Origin of the sequence: Prevotella sp. P6B4 (assembly GCF_000619985.1) — a bacterium.
Taxonomy (GTDB): Bacteria; Bacteroidota; Bacteroidia; order Bacteroidales; family Bacteroidaceae; genus Prevotella.
In genome coordinates, this window is record NZ_JHVE01000028.1 from 12,986 (window position 1) to 32,069 (window position 19,084).

Sequence of the window (19,084 nt, forward strand, 5' to 3'; positions counted from 1 at the left end):
TTCTTATTTGTTTCTATCTGAAAGAATCAGTCAGTAACTTGATTTCAATTTGGGGAGCGATGCGTTCGTAGAGGATGTTATACACGGCATCGAGGATAGGCATGTTGACATGACAGTGGCGATTGATCTCCTTCATACACTTGGTGCCGAAGTAACCCTCTGCAATCATCTCCATCTCTATCTGGGCACTTTTTACGCTGTAGCCCTTACCAATCATGGTACCAAAGGTGCGGTTACGACTGAAGTTACTATAACCCGTAACCAGCAGGTCGCCTAAGTAAACGCTGTCGTAAGCATTGCGGTCCAAAGGATAGACGGCTGTGAGGAAACGATTCATCTCCTGCACGGCATTGGCCATGAGTACCGACTGGAAGTTATCGCCATATTTCAGGCCGCTACAGATACCTGCGGCAATGGCATAGACATTCTTCAGAACGGAAGAGTACTCGATACCTACCACATCGGTAGAGGTCTTGGTCTTGATATACTCGCTCGACAATACATCGCAGAAGGCCTGGGCTTTATCACGGTCGGCGCAACCTACGGTGAGATAGCTGAGGCGCTCGAGTGCTACCTCCTCGGCATGAGAAGGACCACCGATGCAAGCGAGATTCTCGTAAGGTACATCGTACACCTGATGAAAATACTCGCTACATACGAGGTTTTCATCAGGTACGATGCCTTTAATTGCAGTCAGTATGAATTTGTCGCGTATACGCGTCTTCAACTTCTTGAGATGACTCTTGAGGTAAGGCGAAGGGGTGACAAACACCAGCGTGTCGTACTGCTGAGCAATACGATTCAAATCGCTATCGAAGTGGATTTCATCGATGTTGAAGTGGACACTGGTGAGGTAGGCGGGGTTATGGCCCATACGACGGAAGTCTTCGATACGGTCATCGCGACGCATATACCAACCGATATGATGAGTGTGACTCACCACAATCTTGGCTATAGCTGTAGCCCAGCTGCCACCTCCGATAATTGCTATCTTACCACAGTCGTACATTGTGCTTTGAGCTTTGAACTTTAAACTTTAGGCTTGTGCCTTCTCAATCCATGCTGCGACTTCGTCGACAGATGGCTTCTGGAGTTCGAGCTTGTACTTCTTGAATATCTCGCCAATCTTCTGCTGCAGGCCCTGGGGCTTCTCGTCCTTGATGTTGGTAATCAGGTTGAAACCAGCCTTGCGCAGTACAGGAACGATATCCTCGGGAACACCAATCTCAGCCCACTCGGCTACTGACGACTGAGGAATCTTCTTCTCAGGCTTCATCTGTGGGAACAGCATCACCTCGCCAATAGCGAACTTACCAGTCATCAGCATGACCAGACGGTCGATACCGATACCGATACCGAAGGTAGGAGGCATACCGTACTGGAGGGCGCGCAGGAAGTCGTGATCGATGATCATCGCCTCGTCGTCGCCCTTATCAGCCAACTTCATCTGCTCGATGAAACGCTCCTCCTGATCGATTGGATCGTTGAGCTCAGAGTAAGCATTTGCCAGCTCCTTACCATTCACCATCAGCTCGAAACGCTCGGTGAGACCGGGCTTGCTGCGGTGCATCTTGGTAAGAGGTGACATCTCAACAGGATAGTCGGTGATGAAGGTAGGCTGGATGAAGGTGCCCTCGCAGAACTCGCCGAAGAGCTCGTCGATGAGCTTACCCTTACCCATGGTCTCGTCAACATCCATGCCCTTAGAGAGGCAGAACTGACGAATCTCGTCCTCGGTCTTGCCATCGCAATCGAAACCAGTCTTCTCCTTGATGGCATCGAGGATAGGCAGGCGACGGAATGGGGCCTTGAATGAGATGATGTTACCATCGATCTCCACCTCAGGCTTGCCGTTAACGGCTGTACAGATCTCCTCGAGCATCTTCTCTGTGAAGGTCATACCCCACAGCAGGTCCTTATAGCTCACGTAGAGCTCCATGCAGGTGAACTCAGGGTTGTGGGTCTTGTCCATACCCTCGTTACGGAAGTTCTTACCCATCTCGTACACGCCCTCGAAACCACCTACAATCAGGCGCTTCAGGTAAAGTTCGGTGGCGATACGCATGTACATGTCCTGATTGAGCGCATTGAAGTGGGTGATGAATGGGCGGGCTGATGCACCACCTGCGATGCTCTGCAGGATTGGGGTGTCAACCTCGGTATAACCAGCGTTGTCGAGAATGCTACGCATGGTGCGGATGATGGTTGCACGCTTCAGGAAGGTGTCCTTCACGCCCTCGTTAACTACCAGGTCGACATAGCGCTGGCGATAACGCAACTCGGGATCATCAAATTTATCGTAGGCCACACCATCCTTATACTTCACGATGGGCAGTGGCTTGAGGCTCTTAGAAAGCAGCGTCAACTCGGCGGCATGTACAGAAATCTCACCAGTCTGGGTGCGGAAAACCTTACCCTTAATACCGATGAAATCGCCAATATCGAGCAAACGCTTGAATACATTATTATAAAGGTCCTTGTTCTCGCCTGGGCAGATATCATCACGGGTGATGTACACCTGGATACGACCCTTTGAGTCCTGAAGCTCGGCAAACGATGCCTTACCCATGACACGACGGCTCATCATACGACCTGCGATGACTACTTCACGCTCTTCGTCATCCTTGAAATTTTCCTTAATTTCTGTGCTGAAAGCATTGGTTGGGAACTCTGCGGCAGGGTAGGGATTGATACCCATAGCGCGCAGTTCCTGAAGGCTCTGACGCCTTCCGATTTCTTGTTCGCTTAACTCTAAAATGTTCATCTTAAATACTCGAATATTTCAATTTTATGGCTGCAAAGTTACGAAAATATCTCGAAAAATGCAAGATTAGGGTAAATATTTGCAAAAAAAGTGAGAAAGATTTGTTCAGTCTCCAAAAAAAGTATATATTTGTGGCTGATAACTGAGAACGCTTAGATGAAACAAGAAACAATCAAGAAACGAGTTATTGGTATAGACATCAGTCTTGAAGCTACCACTTACGCCATTGTTGACGTGAAGGGGGAGGTGGTTGTGATGGACAGTTTCCCGACATTAGATTATCCCGATTTAAACCATTTTGTATCGGCCTTGAGTGAGCACATTCAGGATATGGTGGAGCACAATGGTGGCTTTGAAAGCATACGTTCGGTGGGCATCAGTGCACACAGCGCTAACTTCATGACCGGCTGTATTGAGAATGCACCTAACCTGCCTTGGAAAGGCGTTATTCCCTTAGCTACTTTGCTTAGAGAACGTACTGGCTACGCTGTGGCTGTGGCTAATAATGCAGATGTAAGAGCTCTGGGTGAGCATACCTACGGACTGGCCAGAGGCATGCGCGACTTTGTGGTACTTACCATGGGTAGTGGCATTGGTAGCTGTATGTTCTCGAATGGCATGATTCATCAGGGTAATGGTGGATTTGCCGGTGAGATCGGTCATACGTGTATCGTCAATGGCGGTAGGCGGTGCGGCTGTGGCAACAAGGGGTGCCTGGAGGCTTATGTGGCCCAAAAGGGCATTCTGGCTACTGCTGAGGAGCTGATGGCACAAACGGCGGCACCCTCGTTGATGAGGAATGTGGAGGATCTGACGCCACAGCGGATTACAGCGTGCTGCGAACAGGGCGACGCGCTGGCCATAGAGGTGTATCGCCGAACGGGCGAGTTGCTGGGCATGGGCTTGGCTAACTATGCCTCGATGGTGGACCCTGAGGCTTTCATCTTTACAGGTCGTATCTCGAAAGCGGGTCACTGGTTGCTGGATCCGGCTAAGGAGGTGTTCGACCGCTATGTGTTCCATAACACCTGTGGCAAGACCCAGTTTCTGGTGTCGGATGAGGACAAGGTGGAAAACGACGTGCTGGGCGCCAGTATCCTGGCATGGGAAGTAAGGGAATATTCATTATTTAAATGATATGACAGAGACTATTGATCAAATCAAAACCCGTGTAGTGGGTATAGACATCCGCGTGGACCGTACCACTTTTGCTGTGGTAGATATCAGAGGTGAGATCGTGGCTCAGGATTATTTCCTGACTTCCGACTATACTGATATTAATGAATACGTGGCAGCCCTTTGTGAGCGTGTGGTAGCGCTGGTTGAGGAGAACGGTGGTTACGAAACCATCCGCTCGGTAGGTGTGAGTGCGCCTAGTGCCAGTGCAGTGACAGGTTGCATTGAGAATGCGGCCAATCTGCCTTGGAAGGGTGTGATACCTCTGGGAGCTATGTTGCGCGACCAATTAGGACTGGCTGTGGCAGTGGCCAATGATGCTCATATTACAGCGCTCAGCGAGAAATCGTACGGCAGTGCGCATGGCATGAAAGACTTCGTGGTGATTTCGATCAGTCATGGCGGACTGGGTAGCTGTTTCTTCTCAAACGGTCAGCCGCACTTAGGCTACAATGGTTTTGCTGGTGAACTGGGACATACTTGTGTAGAGTTGAACGGTCGCCAGTGCGGTTGTGGTAACAAGGGCTGTCTGGAGGCTTATTGCTCGGAAAAGGGCTTGATAAAGACTGCCGAAGAGATGATTGCTGCCAGTAAGGAGCCCACACTGCTGAGCGACATGCAGGAGCTGAGCATCAAGAGCATTGCTGACTGTTGTTATAAAGGTGATAAAGTGGCCATCGAGGTATTCCGTAAGACTGGAGAGATATTGGGATTGGGTATGGCCAACTATGCATCAGTGTTGAACCCTGAGGCTATTATCCTGACAGGCGATATGACGCAGGCAGGTAAGTGGCTGTTGAAACCCATGCGTGCCTCGTTCGAGGAGCACGTATTCCACAATATCAAGAATAAGACCCGTATCCTGGTGTCGATTCTGAAGGAAGGTGAGCGTGATGTGCTTGGCGCCAGCGCTCTGGCGTGGGATGTGAAGGAGTATTCGCTGTTTAAGTAGATATGATTAGACCAATCAATGAATATGAAGGATTATCAGATTAAGACTAAAGTTGTGGGTGTCGACATCAGTAATGAGCGAACCACCTATGCCATTGTGGATATCCGAGGCAATATTATTGCAGAGGAGGACTTCCTGACAAGTGACTATCCCGATGTGAACAACTTCGTGACAGTGCTGAGCGATAAGATTGTGAATCTGGTAGAGGCCAACGGTGGTTATGAGACCATCCGCTCTATTGGTGTCAGTTCGCCAAGTGCCAGTTCGGTTTCCGGCTGCATTGAGAATGCTGCCAACCTGCCCTGGAAGGGCATCGTCCCCCTGAGCGCCATGCTGCGCGACAGGATAGGACTGGCTGTGGGCTTGTCGAATGATGCGCATATCTCGGCCCTGGGTGAGTACACTTTCGGCTGTGCGCACGGCATGAAGAACTTTATCATCCTGAGTATGGGGGTTGGACTGGGCAGCTGTTTCTTCTCGGCAGGTGATGACCATACAGGTCATAACGGCTATGCTGGTGAGTTCGGACATACCTGTATAGTTAATAAGAATGGCCGTGCTTGTGGTTGTGGTCATGAAGGTTGTCTGGAGGCCTACGTTGGTGCTGTGGGTATTGTGAAAACAGCCACAGAGTTGATGGCGGAGAGTGATGCCCCATCGCTGATGCGCAACCTTGAGAAACTGACACCTCGTACCATCAAGGAGTGTTGCGACGAAGGCGATGCGATGGCTATCGAAGTATATCGCAGAACAGGTGAGATGTTAGGATTGGGACTGGCTAACTATGCTTCGCTTGTTGATCCTGAGGCTATCATCTTGACAGGTGGTATCTCGCATGCTGGCAAATGGTTGCTGGAGCCTACTAACGATGCATTCGAAGAACATGTGTTTGGCAATCTGCGTGGCAAGGTGAAGATCCTGGTGTCGAAACTTGAAGATCGTGAGCGTGATGTGCTTGGTGCTAGTGCCTTGGCGTGGAGCGTACCAGAGTACTCGCTGTTTAAGTAATTGATAATTGAAAATTGACAATTAAGAATTTAGAGTGAATATAGAGAAAATAAAGGAGATAATTAACGCGAAGCCGAATTTAAGTACAGCCCTCGGGATGGAGTTTATTTCCACTCCCGAGGTTGATACTTGTATGGCGAGAATGAAAGTTGATGAGCGGAATCGCCAGCCATTCGGGTTCCTGAGTGGTGGCGCTTCGCTGGCTCTGGCCGAGAATCTGGCTGGGGTGGCATCGTCGGCTCTCTGCCCTGGATGTGCCTGTGTGGGCATCGAGGTGAGTGGGAGCCATGTGAAAGCTGTGGTAGAGGGCGATACAGTGACTGCCTTCGCCACCATGTTGCACAAAGGAAAGACACTGCACGTGTGGAATGTGGCTATCAAGGATACGGCAGGCGAACTGATTTCGAATGTGCGAGTAACTAACTACGTGATAAAACATAAGAAATAATGCAGGCATACGCAATATACAGATTACCCCATGAAGACCACGCTACACTCATCAGACAAACTGAAGGCGACCCCTTGGAGTTGCAGGCGCTGACTGAGTTGAATGGCAGGCAAGGGTTTGTTGTGGCACCTTTCGAAGTGAAGGGTGATCAGCCTGTAGTTCTTATTCAGGGAGAGACGGAGACGGTATCTTTGGACAGTCAGCACGCCAACGGCATCAATGAGCGACAGAGCCACCCCATTACGGACTATTATCGTGTGGACTTTGCCAACTATCATGCGCAGCTGACGAGTGATCAGTTCAGGAAGATTGTGCTGGCACGCTGTGCGGATGAGGATATGCCTGAGGGTGTGACGCCAATGGACCTGTTTTATCGAGCTTGTGAGTTGTACCCACGACTGTTTATCGCCCTGGTGGAGACCCCACAGAGTGGCTGCTGGCTCACGGCAACGCCCGAGATCCTGTTGGATGGTAAGGGACAGGACTGGCGCACCATCGCCTTGGCTGGTACCATGAAACTGGAGGGCGATGAGCTTAATGGCGAGGGCGAGACCCTGACCTGGAGCACCAAGAATATCCAGGAACAGCGCATCGTGGCTACGTATATCACCGAATGTCTGGAGCAGTTTACTGACGACTTCCGTGAGGAAGGTCCACGCACCGTGCGAGCTGCTAATCTGGTTCACCTGCGGAGTGATTTCACTTTCAAGTTGGCCGATCGGCAGCGTGTAGGCGAGTTGTTGCAGGCCTTGCATCCCACACCAGCCGTGTGTGGACTGCCTAAGCGTGAGGCTTTCCAGTTTATCGTGAAGAACGAACACACCCCACGTCGCTACTACAGCGGCTTTATGGGGCCTTTGGGTGCTGACGAGACACACTTGTATGTGTCGCTGAGATGTATGCATATAGAGGGCGGCACGTGTCATCTCTATGCTGGTGGCGGCTTGCTGAAAGGCAGCACCGAGGAGCAGGAGTGGCAGGAGACCGAAGCGAAGCTGGAAACCATGCGCCGATTATTATAGAACGAAGAAAAATAAAAAACGATATAGTATGTATAGCAGTAAGGAAAATGTAAACATTCTGACCAGTCTTCTGGTTGCTCATGGCGTGAGATACGCCGTCGTATGCCCAGGTAGTCGTAACTCGGCTATTGTGCACAACCTGAACGAGTGTCCTGAGATTGAGTGCTATCCTGTGACTGATGAACGCAGTGCAGGATTCTATGCCTTGGGTATGGCACAAGTGATTCACCGTCCTGTGGCTGTCTGTGTCACCAGTGGTACAGCCTTGCTGAACTTGGCACCAGCAGTGGCTGAGGCTTATTATCAGCACATGCCATTGATTGTCATCTCTGCCGATCGTCCTGCCCAATGGATTGATCAGTTGGATGGACAGACGCTCCCTCAGGCTGATGCGCTGGGTAGATTCGTGAAGAAGGCAGTGAACCTGCCTGAGGTGGATAACGACGAGATGCACTGGTATTGTAACCGCTTGGTGAACGAGGCTCTGAACGAGACGCGTCATCATGGTTGCGGACCTGTACACATCAACGTGCCAATCTCTGAGCCCCTGTTCGAATATACCGTTGAGGAGCTGCCGCAGGAGCGTATGATCCACCTGCTGACACCACGCTGCAACCAGTCGCTGATCTCTTTGGAGTGTGCTAGTCAGTTTGCGGCTGCCAAGAAGCCGATGGTGGTCATCGGACAGCTGTCGACAGAAGATCTGATTCCGCAGGAGCTGTTCATGCTCTCGCAGTGTGCTGTAGTGGTTCACGAGTCGCTGAGTGTGGGCAAGGGTGGTACCAACTTCGATGAGGTGATTCATGTGCTGGGCGATAATCCTGCCTACCAGCCCGACTTTGTACTCTACTTAGGCGATACGCTGGTGAGCAAGCGCTTCAAGAAATGGCTGCGCGGCCTGAACGATGTGCATATCTGGGCTGTGACTGAGGATGGCAGCATCCACGATACCTCGATGCAGTTGTATGGTGTCATCGAGGGTAGTCCTGCCGAGGTGATCGAGGACTTGGTGAACGCTATCAAGTTCAAGGCCATCAGCTCTACTGCCACCTTCAAGGCGCGCTGGGATCAGGCCACCCGTCTGGCAGCCTATCGCGCTATGAAGTTCCAGCCTGAGTACTCGCAGATGGCAGCTGTGAAGTATCTGGAGGATAAACTGGGTAAGGCTATCTACCGCTATATCCACTATGGCAACAGCAGTCCTATCCGTCTGGCCAACCTCTTTGCCAAGCACTATGTGTTCTGTAACCGTGGCGTGAATGGTATCGATGGCTCGCTGTCGACAGCTGCTGGCTGCTCGATTGTGACAGGCGATGAGAAGGTGCTGTGCGTGCTTGGCGACCTGAGTTTCTTCTACGACCAGAACGCCCTGTGGAACCAGAACCTGAATGGCAACCTGCGTATTGTTGTGCTGAATAATGGCAAGGGTGGCATCTTTAATCTGCTGAAGGGCTTGGAGAATAGTCCTGTGCGTGATAAGTTTGTGGCTGCAGAGCATCAGACCACTGCCCAGGGCATCTGTAAACAGAACAATGTCCGCTATATGAAGGCCACCAATTTGGAGGAGATGCAGCAAGGCATCGACTCGTTACTGAATAAGAAATCTACCCGTCCTGTGCTGTTGGAGATCTTTACCGATGCGGCAGAGGATGAGCGTGTAATAAAAACATATTATCAAATTTTGAAAAATGAGAAACTGGCAAACGATCAGAAACTTTGAGGAGATTTTATTTGAGGAATATAACGGTATTGCGAAGATCACCATCAATCGTGCGCGCTATCGTAACGCTTTTACGCCCAAGACCACTTGGGAGCTGAGTCAGGCGTTCGCTATGTGCCGCGAGATGCAGGACATCAGTGTGGTACTGCTCACAGGTGCTATGAGCGAGGTGCCCGAGGGTAAGACCCTAGCTGATGTGAAGCATGCGTTCTGCAGTGGTGGCGACATGCACGTAAAGGGTCGTGGTGGCTATGTGGATGAAGAGGGCATACCCCGTCTGAGTGTGCTCGATGTGCAGATGCAGATTCGTCGCCTGCCTAAGCCTGTCATTGCGATGGTGAACGGCTATGCCATTGGTGGCGGACACGTGCTGCACCTGGTGTGCGACCTGACCATTGCCTCTGAGAATGCCATCTTTGGTCAGACTGGTCCTAAAGTGGGCTCGTTCGATGCTGGTTTCGGCTCTTCGTACCTGGCTCGTATCGTGGGTCAGAAGAAGGCGCGTGAGATATGGTTCCTGTGTCGTCAGTACTCTGCCAAGGAGGCCGAGGAGATGGGCATGGTGAACAAGGTGGTGCCTATCGAGCGTTTGGAAGACGAGTGTGTGGAGTGGGCTGAGATCATGATGGAGCGTTCGCCATTGGCACTGCGTATGATCAAGGCAGGGCTGAATGCCGAGTTGGATGGTCAGGCTGGTATCCAGGAGTTGGCTGGCGATGCTACCATGCTGTATTATTTCCTTGACGAGGCGCAGGAGGGTGGCAAGGCCTTCCTCGAAAAGCGCAAACCCGACTTCAAGAAATATCCGAAGCTTCCGTAGGAAGAATGTAAAAATCAAAAAAGTGTAAGAATTAAATAATTGGAAATGGAGTTCAAAGTGGAGAAGCGTGTGCTTCATTTTAAACAACCCGCGGGGACTTCCCGTGGGGTTTATTTAACGCGCAAGATCTGGCTGGTTCATCTGCATGATGGCGATCAGCAGGGGGTGGGCGAGTGTGCACCATTGCCTGATCTGAGTTGCGATGCGATGGTGGATGAGCGCTACGAGGTGCTGCTGTCGCTCGCTTGCGAACACGTCTGTCAGACTGGCGAGATCGACTATGAGACCTTGCGCGACTATCCATCGATGCTGTTTGGCATAGAAACGGCTTTTCTCTCGCTGCAAGCCGCGAAGCAGGGACTGGCGGGTGAGACACTCTTCGATACCGCTTTCTCGCGTGGCGAGGTGGGTATCCCCATTAATGGACTGGTGTGGATGGGCAACTACGAGGAGATGCTCCAGCGACTGGAGGAGAAGTTGAAGTTGGGCTTCCGTTGCGTGAAACTGAAGATTGGCGCCATCGACTTTAATAAGGAGTTCGACTTGGTGAAACGCATCCGTGAGCATTTCTCGCATCACGAGGTGGAGCTGCGAGTGGATGCCAATGGCGGTTTCTCGTTCGACGAGGCGCTGTATAAGCTCGAACTGCTCTCGCAGTATAACATCCATTCCATTGAGCAGCCTATCCGACAGGGTCAGTGGGCGAATATGGCTGAACTCTGCAGAGAGTCGCCACTGCCTATCGCCCTCGATGAGGAGCTGATAGGTGTGAACGATCCTGAGATGAAACGTCATATGCTGAATATGATCAAACCACGCTATATCATCCTGAAGCCCTCGCTACATGGTGGTATGATGGGATGCTGGGAGTGGATTGACATTGCTCGCGATTTGGGTGTCGGCTCGTGGATCACCTCAGCCCTTGAGAGTAACATCGGCCTGAATGCCATCGCCCAGTTTGCTTCGAGTGTGTATAGCGACCACATCACCATGCCGCAAGGCTTAGGCACTGGTCAGTTGTTCACTGATAATATCGATATGCCACTCGAGATACGTGGCGATCAGTTATGGCGTTCATAGACGAGTGGAATAATGATTCGGCGTATGTGGAGGTGAAGACCTCGGGGAGTACGGGGGAGCCGAAACGGATGCTGGTGGAGAAGCGCAGGATGCTGAATTCTGCGCGGATTACTTGTGACTTCTTAGGATTGAAGCCTGGCGATACAGCCCTGCTCTGTATGAGTACCGACTATATAGCAGGCAAGATGATGGTGGTGCGCTCCATCGAGCGTGACCTCAGGTTAATCGAAGTGCCTCCCAGTGGCCATCCTTTGAACTTGGAACTTGGAACTTTGAACTTTGCGGCGATGGTGCCCATGCAGGTGTATAACTCGCTGCAGGTGCCTGAGGAGAAGGAGCGATTGATGGCTATCCGCCACTTGATTATAGGTGGTGGCGCCATCGACGAGGCGATGGAGGCCGAACTGCGTACCTTTCCCCATGCCGTGTGGAGCACCTATGGCATGACGGAGACGCTCTCGCACATAGCCTTGCGCCGCATCAGCGGACCAGAGGCCTCAGAGTGGTACATCCCTTTCCCCACCGTAAAGTTGAGTACTACCGATGAGGGCTGTCTGGTGATCGACGCCCCTGAGGTCTGTGCCCAGACACTCATCACGAATGATATCGTGGAACTGCAGCCCGATGGCCGTTTCCGTATCCGTGGGCGCAAGGATAATGTGATCTGTTCTGGTGGCATCAAAATCCAGATGGAGGAGGTGGAGCGTACGCTGAAACCTTACGTGCGCGTACCTTATATAATCAGTAAACGTAAGGATGAGAAGTTTGGCGAGGTGGTGGTCTTGTTGACAGAAGGCTCGACTGACGAGTTGCGCGCTGTCTGCGAACAGCATCTGCCCAAATACCATCAGCCTAAGGTGTATCTGCATATCGACCAGATACCCCTGACAGAGACAGGCAAGCCTGCCCGCAAAAAGATTGAGGACTTAATAGCCGGAAAATAAGAGAACATATAAAAGCTGACAGGTGAAATAGGACTACTCTCGCGAGCAGTCCTATTTCGGAATTAGTTAGTAATATGATTAGGTCTATTAAGTTAAATTGGTTTTGACAATATTTAATTATTATGGATAACATCAGCTAACCTTCTCGATAGAAATCGAAAGCCTCATAGATTTCCTCCTTCGTGGCTGTCTGGTTGATGAGGATATTGCCTACACCGCCTAACAGCGTGAAGTTGATGATGCCTGCGATATTCTTCTTGTCGTGCGTCATGAGCTCCAACAGGGTGGGGTAGTCATCGCACGTGATGTTCATCTTGCCGTAGTGGTCCAGGATGAAACGCACCGTCTGGCGCATCTTGTCCGTTGGGAATCCTGTCTTGACAACGCTCAGGTAGAGCTCCACGATCAGGCCCCAAGCCACCGCATAGCCATGGAGTACGGGTGTATGCTGCAGGGCGAACGACTCGAAGGCGTGACCAGCGGTATGGCCTAAGTTCAGCGCCTTGCGGATGCCTTTCTCTGTGGGGTCCTCGATGACGATGCGCTGCTTGACGGCAACCGAATCGGCCACCATGCGCTTCAGCTGTGCCAGATTGGGCTGCTCAATGTCGAAAGCCAGCAGCTCGCCCAGCATCTGCTCGTTGGAGATGAGGCCGTGCTTCAGCATCTCGGCATAGCCCGACAGCATGTTCTCTGTGTCGAGGGTTTTCAGGAACTCTGTGTCCAGAATCACGCTGCTGGCATTGTTGAACACGCCAATCTCGTTTTTCAGACCAAGGAAGTTGATACCCGTTTTGCCACCCACCGAGGCGTCGACCATCGACAGCAGGGTGGTGGGTATATTGATATAGTTAATGCCGCGCTTGAATGTTGAGGCTGCAAAACCACCTAAGTCGGTCACCATGCCGCCGCCTATATTTATTAATAAGGTGTGACGTGTGGCGCCGCCCTCGCTCAGTGCCTGCCATACATGGCTCAGCGAGTCGAGGTTCTTATGGGTGTCGGTAGCTTCAATCACAATGCGCTTAGCACCTTTCAGACAGTCGAATGTCTCGACCACAGGCAGGCAGCAGTCAGCCGTTGTCTGGTCGGCCAGGACGAAGGTCACGTCGTGGTCGCACTCAGAGATGGCTTCTGCGAGCGCTCTGTCCAACTGGTCAGATATGATAACTTTTTGTGGGCTCATTTTTTGGTCGCCAAGTTGAAAATTTTAATTTTCATGTGTGCAAAGATAACATTATTTTTTGAAATCTTATCAAAATTCACAAAAAAAGTAGTGTTGGTATTAAACTTTTTTTTTGAACATGCATCAAAGTTTAAAAAAATATTCAAAAAGTGACGATGAGAAGATTATTAGTTTTCATGATGACCGTAACGATGACGGTTCTCTCAGTACATGCGCAACGCATGGTTTCAGGTAAAGTGGTTGAACAGGAAACACAGGACGCAGTAATACAGGCCACTGCCTCTATTCTCTCAGGCGAGAAGGTGGTGGCCAATGCGGTAACCAATACCGATGGTGCTTTCCGTATGACTGCCCCTAACGATGGTACCTATACCTTAAAGATCACGTACGTGGGCTTTAAGACCTACACCAAGAAGTTTACACTGAAGGATGGCAAGGGCTACAATGCCGGCACCATCACCCTGGCTCCTGATGCCATCATGCTGAAGGGCGCTACCGTTACTGCCCGTGCATCGAAGGTTACTCTGAAGGCTGATACCTTTGTATATAATGCTGCTGCCTTCCGTACCCCAGAGGGCTCTGTCGTTGAGGAGCTGGTGAAGCGCCTGCCTGGTGCCGAGGTGAGCGACGATGGTACCATCAAGATGAATGGTAAGGAGGTGAAGAAGATTCTGGTGGATGGTAAGGAGTTCATGGTGGGCGACACCAAGACTGCCCTGAAGAACCTGCCCACCAATATCATCGACCGCATCAAGGCCTACGATCAGAAGAGCGACCTGGCGCGTGTGAGCGGCATCGAGGATGGCGAGGAAGAGACTGTGCTCGACTTCGGCATCAAGCAGGGTATGAACAAGGGTGTGATGGTGAATGCCGATATCGCTGCAGGTACTGAGCATCGCTATGCAGGCCGTGTGTTCGGTGGTATCATGCAGAACGACATGAAGGTGTTTATGATGACCAATGCAAATAATACCAATGATATGGGTTTCCCAGGTGGTGGCGGTGGAGGCCGTTGGGGTGGAGGACGCCAAGGCCTTACTGCCAACAAGATGACTGGTGTGAACATGAACTACGAGAAGAAGGATAAGCTGATTCTCGATGGAAGCGTGCGCTGGAATCACAGCGATGGCGATGCGTTCTCAAAGCGCACCAGCGAGACCATGTTCAGCGCTACCAACTCGCAGTTCGGCAACAACCGCTCGCAGAATTACTCTCGTTCTAACAACTGGGATGCCCGTATGCGTATTGAGTGGACCCCTGACTCGATGACCAACATCATGTTCCGTCCCTCGTTCCGCTACAACTCTAACGATGGCGACAACAGCAGTCGTGAGGCTTCGTTCAACGACAATCCGTACAACGATTCTAAGATTACCAGTCCGCTCGACCAGTTGGATGCCCTGAAGGATATCCTGAAGAATGATCGTACCCAAAACAGTGTTTCATATAGCGACTCGAAGAATCTGAACGGTATGTTGCAGTTGAACCGTCGCTTGAACAACTCTGGTCGTAACATTACCTTGCGCATGTCTGCTGGCTGGAGCGATGGCATGAGCAAGTCGGCCTCGAACAGCCTGCTGAACTACTACGAGTTGGGTATCAAGACCAGCGACGAAGTCATCAACCGCTATTCGATTACGCCTACCAAGAACTGGAACTACAGCGCCCGCCTCACTTACAGCGAGCCTATCCTGCCTCGCACCTATCTGCAGTTCAGCTACCAGTATCAGTACCGCTATCAGAAGAGCGATCGTGGTACCTATGATTTCAGCGATCCTGAGGATCTTGTTCCTGGTGCTGTGTGGGCAGGAGGCTATCGCTCATGGGACAGCTATCTGGCGCAGTATGGTAGTCCAAAGTCGCTCGATAAGTACCGCGATCCCGATCAGAGTCGCTATTCAGAGTATCAGAACTACATCCACACAGCCGAGGTGATGCTGCGCATTGTGCGTAATGCCTATACCTTCAATGTGGGTGTGCAGATGGTGCCACAGAAGTCGCACTTCACTCAGGACTACTTAGGTAAGCATACCGATACCACACGCGTGGTGACCAACTTTGCACCTACGATGGACTTCCGCTGGAAGCGCTCGCAGGTAAGCCAGCTGCGCTTCACCTATCGTGCCAACACCAGTCAGCCCTCGATGAGCGACCTGCTGGATTTCGAGGACAACAGCGACCCTCTGAACAAGACCAAGGGTAACCCTGGTCTGAAGCCTTCGTTCACCCAGAACTTCAACTTGTTCTACAACGACTATATCCAGAATCACCAGCGCGCTGTGATGACTTTCGTCAACTTCTCGACCACTGCCAACTCGATTACCAACAAGGTAACGCTGAATAGCGATGGTAGCCGTACGTCAAGACCTGAGAATATCAATGGCAACTGGAATGCCAACGTGGGCTTCATGTTTAATACTGCTATCGACTCAGCCGGCTATTTCAATGTGAACACCTTCACCAATCTGGGCTATCGCCATAACGTAGGATTCGTGAACGATGGTACCAGCGATGCCAAGGCAGTCACCAAGTCGCAGACGCTGATGGAGCGTTTGGCCGCCAGCTATCGTAACGACTGGTTCGAGATTGAGCTCAACGGCTCGGTAAACTACAACCGCAACCGCAGCGAGCTGCAGGGCAGCAATAACCTCGACACCTGGCAGTTCTCGTATGGTGGTATGATTGGCGTGACTGCTCCTTGGGGCACCTCGCTCACTACCAACATGAATATGCAGAGCCGTCGTGGTTACTACGATACCTCGATGAATACCAACGAGCTGATCTGGAATGCCCAGGTATCGCAGAGCTTCCTCAAGGGCAAGCCCCTCACGCTCTCGCTGCAGCTCTATGATATCCTGCGCCAGCAGTCGACCATTTCGAGCACCGTATCGGCCATGCAGCGTAGCGATACCGAGTACAACGCTGTTACCAGCTATGCCATGCTGCACGTCATCTACCGTCTGAACCTGTTTGGCGGCAAGGCTGGTCGTCAGGGTGGATTCGGCGGCCCTGGTGGTCCTGGTCGTGGTGGATTCGGCGGTGGTCGTCGTGGCGGCTTTGGCGGCGGTCCACGTGGCGGAGGCTTTGGCGGTCCACGCATGTTCTAACTACTATAGAAAGAATTGCTCCAAAAAATATTTTGGGGCAATTTCTTTTTTATGTGCGAAAAAAGTGCTACCTTTGCAACCCAAATAAAGCATAGCGCGCCGCATGAAGCAAGCAATGATATTTGCAGCAGGGCTTGGTACCAGACTCAAGCCACTTACCGACACCATGCCCAAGGCACTGGTGAGGGTGGGCAGCGAGCCGCTCCTTTGGCACGTAGTGCAGAAGCTGAAACTGGCTGGTTATGAGCGCATTGTGGTCAATGTACACCACTTCGCCCAGCAGATTGTTGACTATCTGCAAGCAAACCATAACTTTGGTCTCGATATCCGTATCAGCGATGAGAGCAGCATGCTGCTCGAAACGGGTGGTGGCATCAAGAAGGCGCTGCCGCTGTTCGATCCGTCTGAGCCTATCCTCATCCATAATGTGGATATCCTGAGCAATCTCGACTTGAATGCCCTGCCCATGGATGCGCCCCTGCTCGTAGTGAGCGAGCGCCCGACCAAGCGCTATCTGCTCTTCGACGACGAGATGCGCCTGCATGGCTGGACCAACATCGAAACAGGCGAACTCAAAGGCCCTATAGCCCAAGTTCAAAGTTCAAAGCTCCAAGTTCAATGTAGAAAGCTCGCTTTCTCCGGCATTCACGTGTTCCATCCTTCGTTGGCGCCTCTGTTGGCAGAATGGCCTGATCGTTTCCCCATCATGGACTTCTACCTGAAGGCCTGCGGCACCCACCTCATTCGTGGCTACGAGGCCAAGGATCTGCGGTTGATGGACGTAGGCAAGCTCGACACCCTCGATCAAGCCGAAGCTTTCATTGACGGCTTATAATGGTCAATGTTCAATGGTCAATGTTCAATTATTAATATAAGTATGACACAGAAGATTATTATTCTCGATTTCGGTTCGCAGACCACGCAGCTTATCGGCCGCCGTGTGCGCGAGCTGGACACCTTCTGCGAGATTATGCCCTACAACAAATTCCCGAAGGACGACCCCTCGGTGATTGGTGTTATTCTGAGTGGCTCACCCTACTCGGTACACGATCCTGAGGCTTTCAAGGTCGACCTGTTGCAGTTTGTAGGTCGTGTGCCAGTGCTGGGTATCTGCTATGGTGCTCAGTTCATCAGTCACACCCTGGGTGGTAAGGTCGAAAAGGCCGACTCTCGCGAGTATGGACGTGCCAACCTTGAGACTGTCGACACCACGAACCCTCTGTTCAAAGGTTTCGAGCAGCACTCTCAGGTATGGATGAGCCATGGCGACACCATCACCTCAATCCCCGAAGGTTTCGAGGTTATTGGTTCTACTAAGGACGTTAAGAATGCTGCATTCTGGCGCGATGGTGTATGGGCTGTACAGTTCCATCCCGAGGTGTTCCACACCCTGCAGGGCAAGCAGCTGCTGCAGAACTTCGTAGTCGATATCTGTGGCTCGAAGCAGGAGTGGAGTGCCGCCTCGTTTGTTGATTCTACTGTAGCCGAGCTCAAGGAGCAGTTAGGCAACGATCGTGTCATCCTCGGCCTCTCAGGCGGTGTCGATTCTTCAGTAGCCGCTGTATTGCTCAACAAGGCCATTGGCAACCGCCTCACCTGTATCTTCGTTGATCACGGCATGCTGCGTAAGGACGAGTTCACCCAGGTGATGGAGGACTACAAGGTGCTGGGTCTGAACGTGATTGGTGTCGATGCCAGCGAGAAGTTCTTTGGCGATCTGGCAGGTGTTACCGATCCTGAGCAGAAGCGTAAGATCATTGGTCGCGACTTTGTCGAGGTGTTCAATGCCGAGGCCAAGAAGATTACCGATGCCAAGTGGCTGGCACAGGGCACTATCTACCCTGACCGTATCGAGAGTCTGAATATCACAGGTAAGGTTATCAAGAGCCACCACAACGTAGGCGGACTGCCCAAGGAGATGCACCTGCAGCTCTGTGAGCCGCTGAAGTGGCTGTTCAAGGACGAGGTGCGCCGTGTAGGTCGCCAGATGGGTATGCCCGAGCATCTCATCACCCGTCATCCTTTCCCTGGTCCTGGTCTGGCTGTTCGTATCCTGGGCGATATCACGCGCGAAAAAGTGCGTATCCTGCAGGATGCCGACGATATCTATATCCGCGGTCTGCGTGAGTTCAAGGTGAAGCTGAGTGGCGAGGAGGCCCGCAAGGTGCTCGCTGCAGGTATCCCTGCCGACATGAAGGACGGAGAGATCGAGGTTTCGCTCTACGATCAGATCTGGCAGGCAGGTGCCATCCTGCTCTCTACTGTTCGCAGTGTGGGCGTGATGGGCGATGAGCGTACCTACGAGCATCCCGTAGCCCTGCGTGCTGTCACCAGTACCGATGCGATGACTGCCGACTGGGCACATCTGCCTTACGAGTTCATGGCTAAGGTAAGTAACGAGATTATCAACAAGGTGCGTGGGGTGAACCGCGTTTGCTACGATATCTCTTCAAAACCACCCGCAACCATCGAGTGGGAGTAAGCATAAAAAGAAAAACCTCGCCTGTTTGGAGGGCACTGAAAAAGTCCTATTAGGCACTTTTTAACAATTACAGTCTGCACATAGTCAGTAAAACATTTGGCTATGTGCAGATTTTTTTGTACCTTTACAGCATAAAAGAGAGTGCTTATGCTGTCGCAACAACAAGAGTTAGTATTGAGTGAGTATAGTGCCTTGTACGACATAGTTGTCCCACAAGACAATCTTCTGAGACGTATCAACGGGCTCGTTGATTTTTCTTTTGTCTATCAAGAGTTGTTAGACAAATACTGTCCAGACAATGGTCGTATGGCAGAGTCTCCTATCCGCATGTTCAAGTACCTGCTCCTTAAGGTCATCTATGATATCTCCGACGTG

Annotated in this window: 15 protein-coding genes and 1 pseudogene; 13 read left to right on the forward strand and 3 right to left on the reverse strand. The window is 51.5% G+C overall.

The window, feature by feature from the left end; genetic code table 11:
• Positions 1-13 precede the first annotated feature (13 nt).
• Positions 14-1,009: an NAD(P)H-dependent glycerol-3-phosphate dehydrogenase gene (locus T491_RS0114400; RefSeq protein ID WP_028904507.1), complete on the reverse strand. Its 996-nt coding sequence runs from the start codon at positions 1,007-1,009 to the stop codon at positions 14-16.
• A gap of 27 nt (positions 1,010-1,036) precedes the next feature.
• Positions 1,037-2,764, reverse strand: a complete 1,728-nt coding sequence (gene lysS / locus T491_RS0114405; RefSeq protein WP_028904508.1) for a lysine--tRNA ligase — start codon at positions 2,762-2,764, stop codon at positions 1,037-1,039.
• 156 nt (positions 2,765-2,920) lie between these two features.
• Between lysS and T491_RS0114410 the strand changes: the two genes are divergently transcribed.
• Genes T491_RS0114410 through T491_RS0114450 form a run of 9 tightly spaced genes read left to right on the forward strand, consistent with a single transcriptional unit; the run spans position 2,921 to position 11,934 of the window.
• Entirely contained in the window at positions 2,921-3,901 is a 981-nt protein-coding gene (locus T491_RS0114410) for an ROK family protein (RefSeq protein WP_028904509.1), read from the forward strand.
• Position 3,902: 1 nt separating this feature from the next.
• Positions 3,903-4,892: an ROK family protein gene (locus tag T491_RS0114415; RefSeq protein ID WP_051523183.1), complete on the forward strand. Its 990-nt coding sequence runs from the start codon at positions 3,903-3,905 to the stop codon at positions 4,890-4,892.
• A gap of 24 nt (positions 4,893-4,916) precedes the next feature.
• Positions 4,917-5,900 carry an ROK family protein gene (locus T491_RS0114420; RefSeq protein WP_028904511.1) on the forward strand — a complete coding sequence of 328 codons (984 nt, stop codon included), beginning with the start codon at positions 4,917-4,919 and terminating at the stop codon, positions 5,898-5,900.
• Between the two features lie 34 nt (positions 5,901-5,934).
• Complete coding sequence (locus tag T491_RS0114425; RefSeq protein WP_028904512.1) at positions 5,935-6,348, forward strand: PaaI family thioesterase; 414 nt, start codon at positions 5,935-5,937, stop codon at positions 6,346-6,348.
• A complete protein-coding gene (locus T491_RS0114430; protein WP_028904513.1) occupies positions 6,348-7,370 on the forward strand; it encodes an isochorismate synthase in 1,023 nt (340 codons plus the stop codon). Before T491_RS0114425 ends, T491_RS0114430 begins: the two co-directional genes overlap by 1 nt.
• Before the next feature lie 28 nt (positions 7,371-7,398).
• Positions 7,399-9,090, forward strand: coding sequence for a 2-succinyl-5-enolpyruvyl-6-hydroxy-3-cyclohexene-1-carboxylic-acid synthase (gene menD, locus T491_RS0114435; protein ID WP_028904514.1), 1,692 nt, complete (start codon positions 7,399-7,401; stop codon positions 9,088-9,090).
• Positions 9,059-9,910, forward strand: a complete 852-nt coding sequence (menB, locus tag T491_RS0114440; RefSeq protein WP_028904515.1) for a 1,4-dihydroxy-2-naphthoyl-CoA synthase — start codon at positions 9,059-9,061, stop codon at positions 9,908-9,910. Before menD ends, menB begins: the two co-directional genes overlap by 32 nt.
• A 45-nt stretch (positions 9,911-9,955) precedes the next feature.
• Positions 9,956-10,990: an o-succinylbenzoate synthase gene (gene menC / locus T491_RS0114445; RefSeq protein WP_028904516.1), complete on the forward strand. Its 1,035-nt coding sequence runs from the start codon at positions 9,956-9,958 to the stop codon at positions 10,988-10,990.
• Positions 10,978-11,934 (forward strand): AMP-binding protein, encoded by a 957-nt coding sequence (locus tag T491_RS0114450; RefSeq protein WP_028904517.1) that lies wholly within the window; start codon positions 10,978-10,980, stop codon positions 11,932-11,934. The genes menC and T491_RS0114450 overlap by 13 nt, the downstream gene beginning before the upstream one ends.
• Before the next feature lie 136 nt (positions 11,935-12,070).
• On the opposite strand, the gene aroB is transcribed toward T491_RS0114450, so the two are convergent.
• Complete coding sequence (gene aroB / locus T491_RS0114455; protein WP_028904518.1) at positions 12,071-13,120, reverse strand: 3-dehydroquinate synthase; 1,050 nt, start codon at positions 13,118-13,120, stop codon at positions 12,071-12,073.
• Between the two features lie 155 nt (positions 13,121-13,275).
• Here aroB and T491_RS0114465 point away from each other — a divergent pair, with 155 nt between their 5' ends.
• From T491_RS0114465 to T491_RS0114485, 4 genes and pseudogenes are all read left to right on the forward strand, one after another.
• Complete coding sequence (locus tag T491_RS0114465; protein WP_028904519.1) at positions 13,276-16,227, forward strand: TonB-dependent receptor; 2,952 nt, start codon at positions 13,276-13,278, stop codon at positions 16,225-16,227.
• 103 nt (positions 16,228-16,330) lie between these two features.
• Entirely contained in the window at positions 16,331-17,062 is a 732-nt protein-coding gene (locus tag T491_RS0114475) for a nucleotidyltransferase family protein (RefSeq protein ID WP_028904520.1), read from the forward strand.
• 6 nt (positions 17,063-17,068) lie between these two features.
• Positions 17,069-18,709 carry a glutamine-hydrolyzing GMP synthase gene (gene guaA / locus T491_RS0114480; RefSeq protein ID WP_369699762.1) on the forward strand — a complete coding sequence of 547 codons (1,641 nt, stop codon included), beginning with the start codon at positions 17,069-17,071 and terminating at the stop codon, positions 18,707-18,709.
• Positions 18,710-18,856: 147 nt separating this feature from the next.
• Positions 18,857-19,084, forward strand: a pseudogene (locus T491_RS0114485) (IS5/IS1182 family transposase); the annotation flags it as partial.

Coding starts and splice junctions, on each gene's coding strand:
- T491_RS0114400 (WP_028904507.1), bottom strand. CDS start 1,009: ATGTACGACTGTGGTAAGATAGCAATTATCGGAGGTGGCAGCTGGGCT.
- lysS (WP_028904508.1), bottom strand. CDS start 2,764: ATGAACATTTTAGAGTTAAGCGAACAAGAAATCGGAAGGCGTCAGAGC.
- T491_RS0114410 (WP_028904509.1), top strand. CDS start 2,921: ATGAAACAAGAAACAATCAAGAAACGAGTTATTGGTATAGACATCAGT.
- T491_RS0114415 (WP_051523183.1), top strand. CDS start 3,903: ATGACAGAGACTATTGATCAAATCAAAACCCGTGTAGTGGGTATAGAC.
- T491_RS0114420 (WP_028904511.1), top strand. CDS start 4,917: ATGAAGGATTATCAGATTAAGACTAAAGTTGTGGGTGTCGACATCAGT.
- T491_RS0114430 (WP_028904513.1), top strand. CDS start 6,348: ATGCAGGCATACGCAATATACAGATTACCCCATGAAGACCACGCTACA.
- menD (WP_028904514.1), top strand. CDS start 7,399: ATGTATAGCAGTAAGGAAAATGTAAACATTCTGACCAGTCTTCTGGTT.
- menB (WP_028904515.1), top strand. CDS start 9,059: ATGAGAAACTGGCAAACGATCAGAAACTTTGAGGAGATTTTATTTGAG.
- menC (WP_028904516.1), top strand. CDS start 9,956: ATGGAGTTCAAAGTGGAGAAGCGTGTGCTTCATTTTAAACAACCCGCG.
- T491_RS0114450 (WP_028904517.1), top strand. CDS start 10,978: ATGGCGTTCATAGACGAGTGGAATAATGATTCGGCGTATGTGGAGGTG.
- aroB (WP_028904518.1), bottom strand. CDS start 13,120: ATGAGCCCACAAAAAGTTATCATATCTGACCAGTTGGACAGAGCGCTC.
- T491_RS0114465 (WP_028904519.1), top strand. CDS start 13,276: ATGAGAAGATTATTAGTTTTCATGATGACCGTAACGATGACGGTTCTC.
- T491_RS0114475 (WP_028904520.1), top strand. CDS start 16,331: ATGAAGCAAGCAATGATATTTGCAGCAGGGCTTGGTACCAGACTCAAG.
- guaA (WP_369699762.1), top strand. CDS start 17,069: ATGTTCAATGGTCAATGTTCAATTATTAATATAAGTATGACACAGAAG.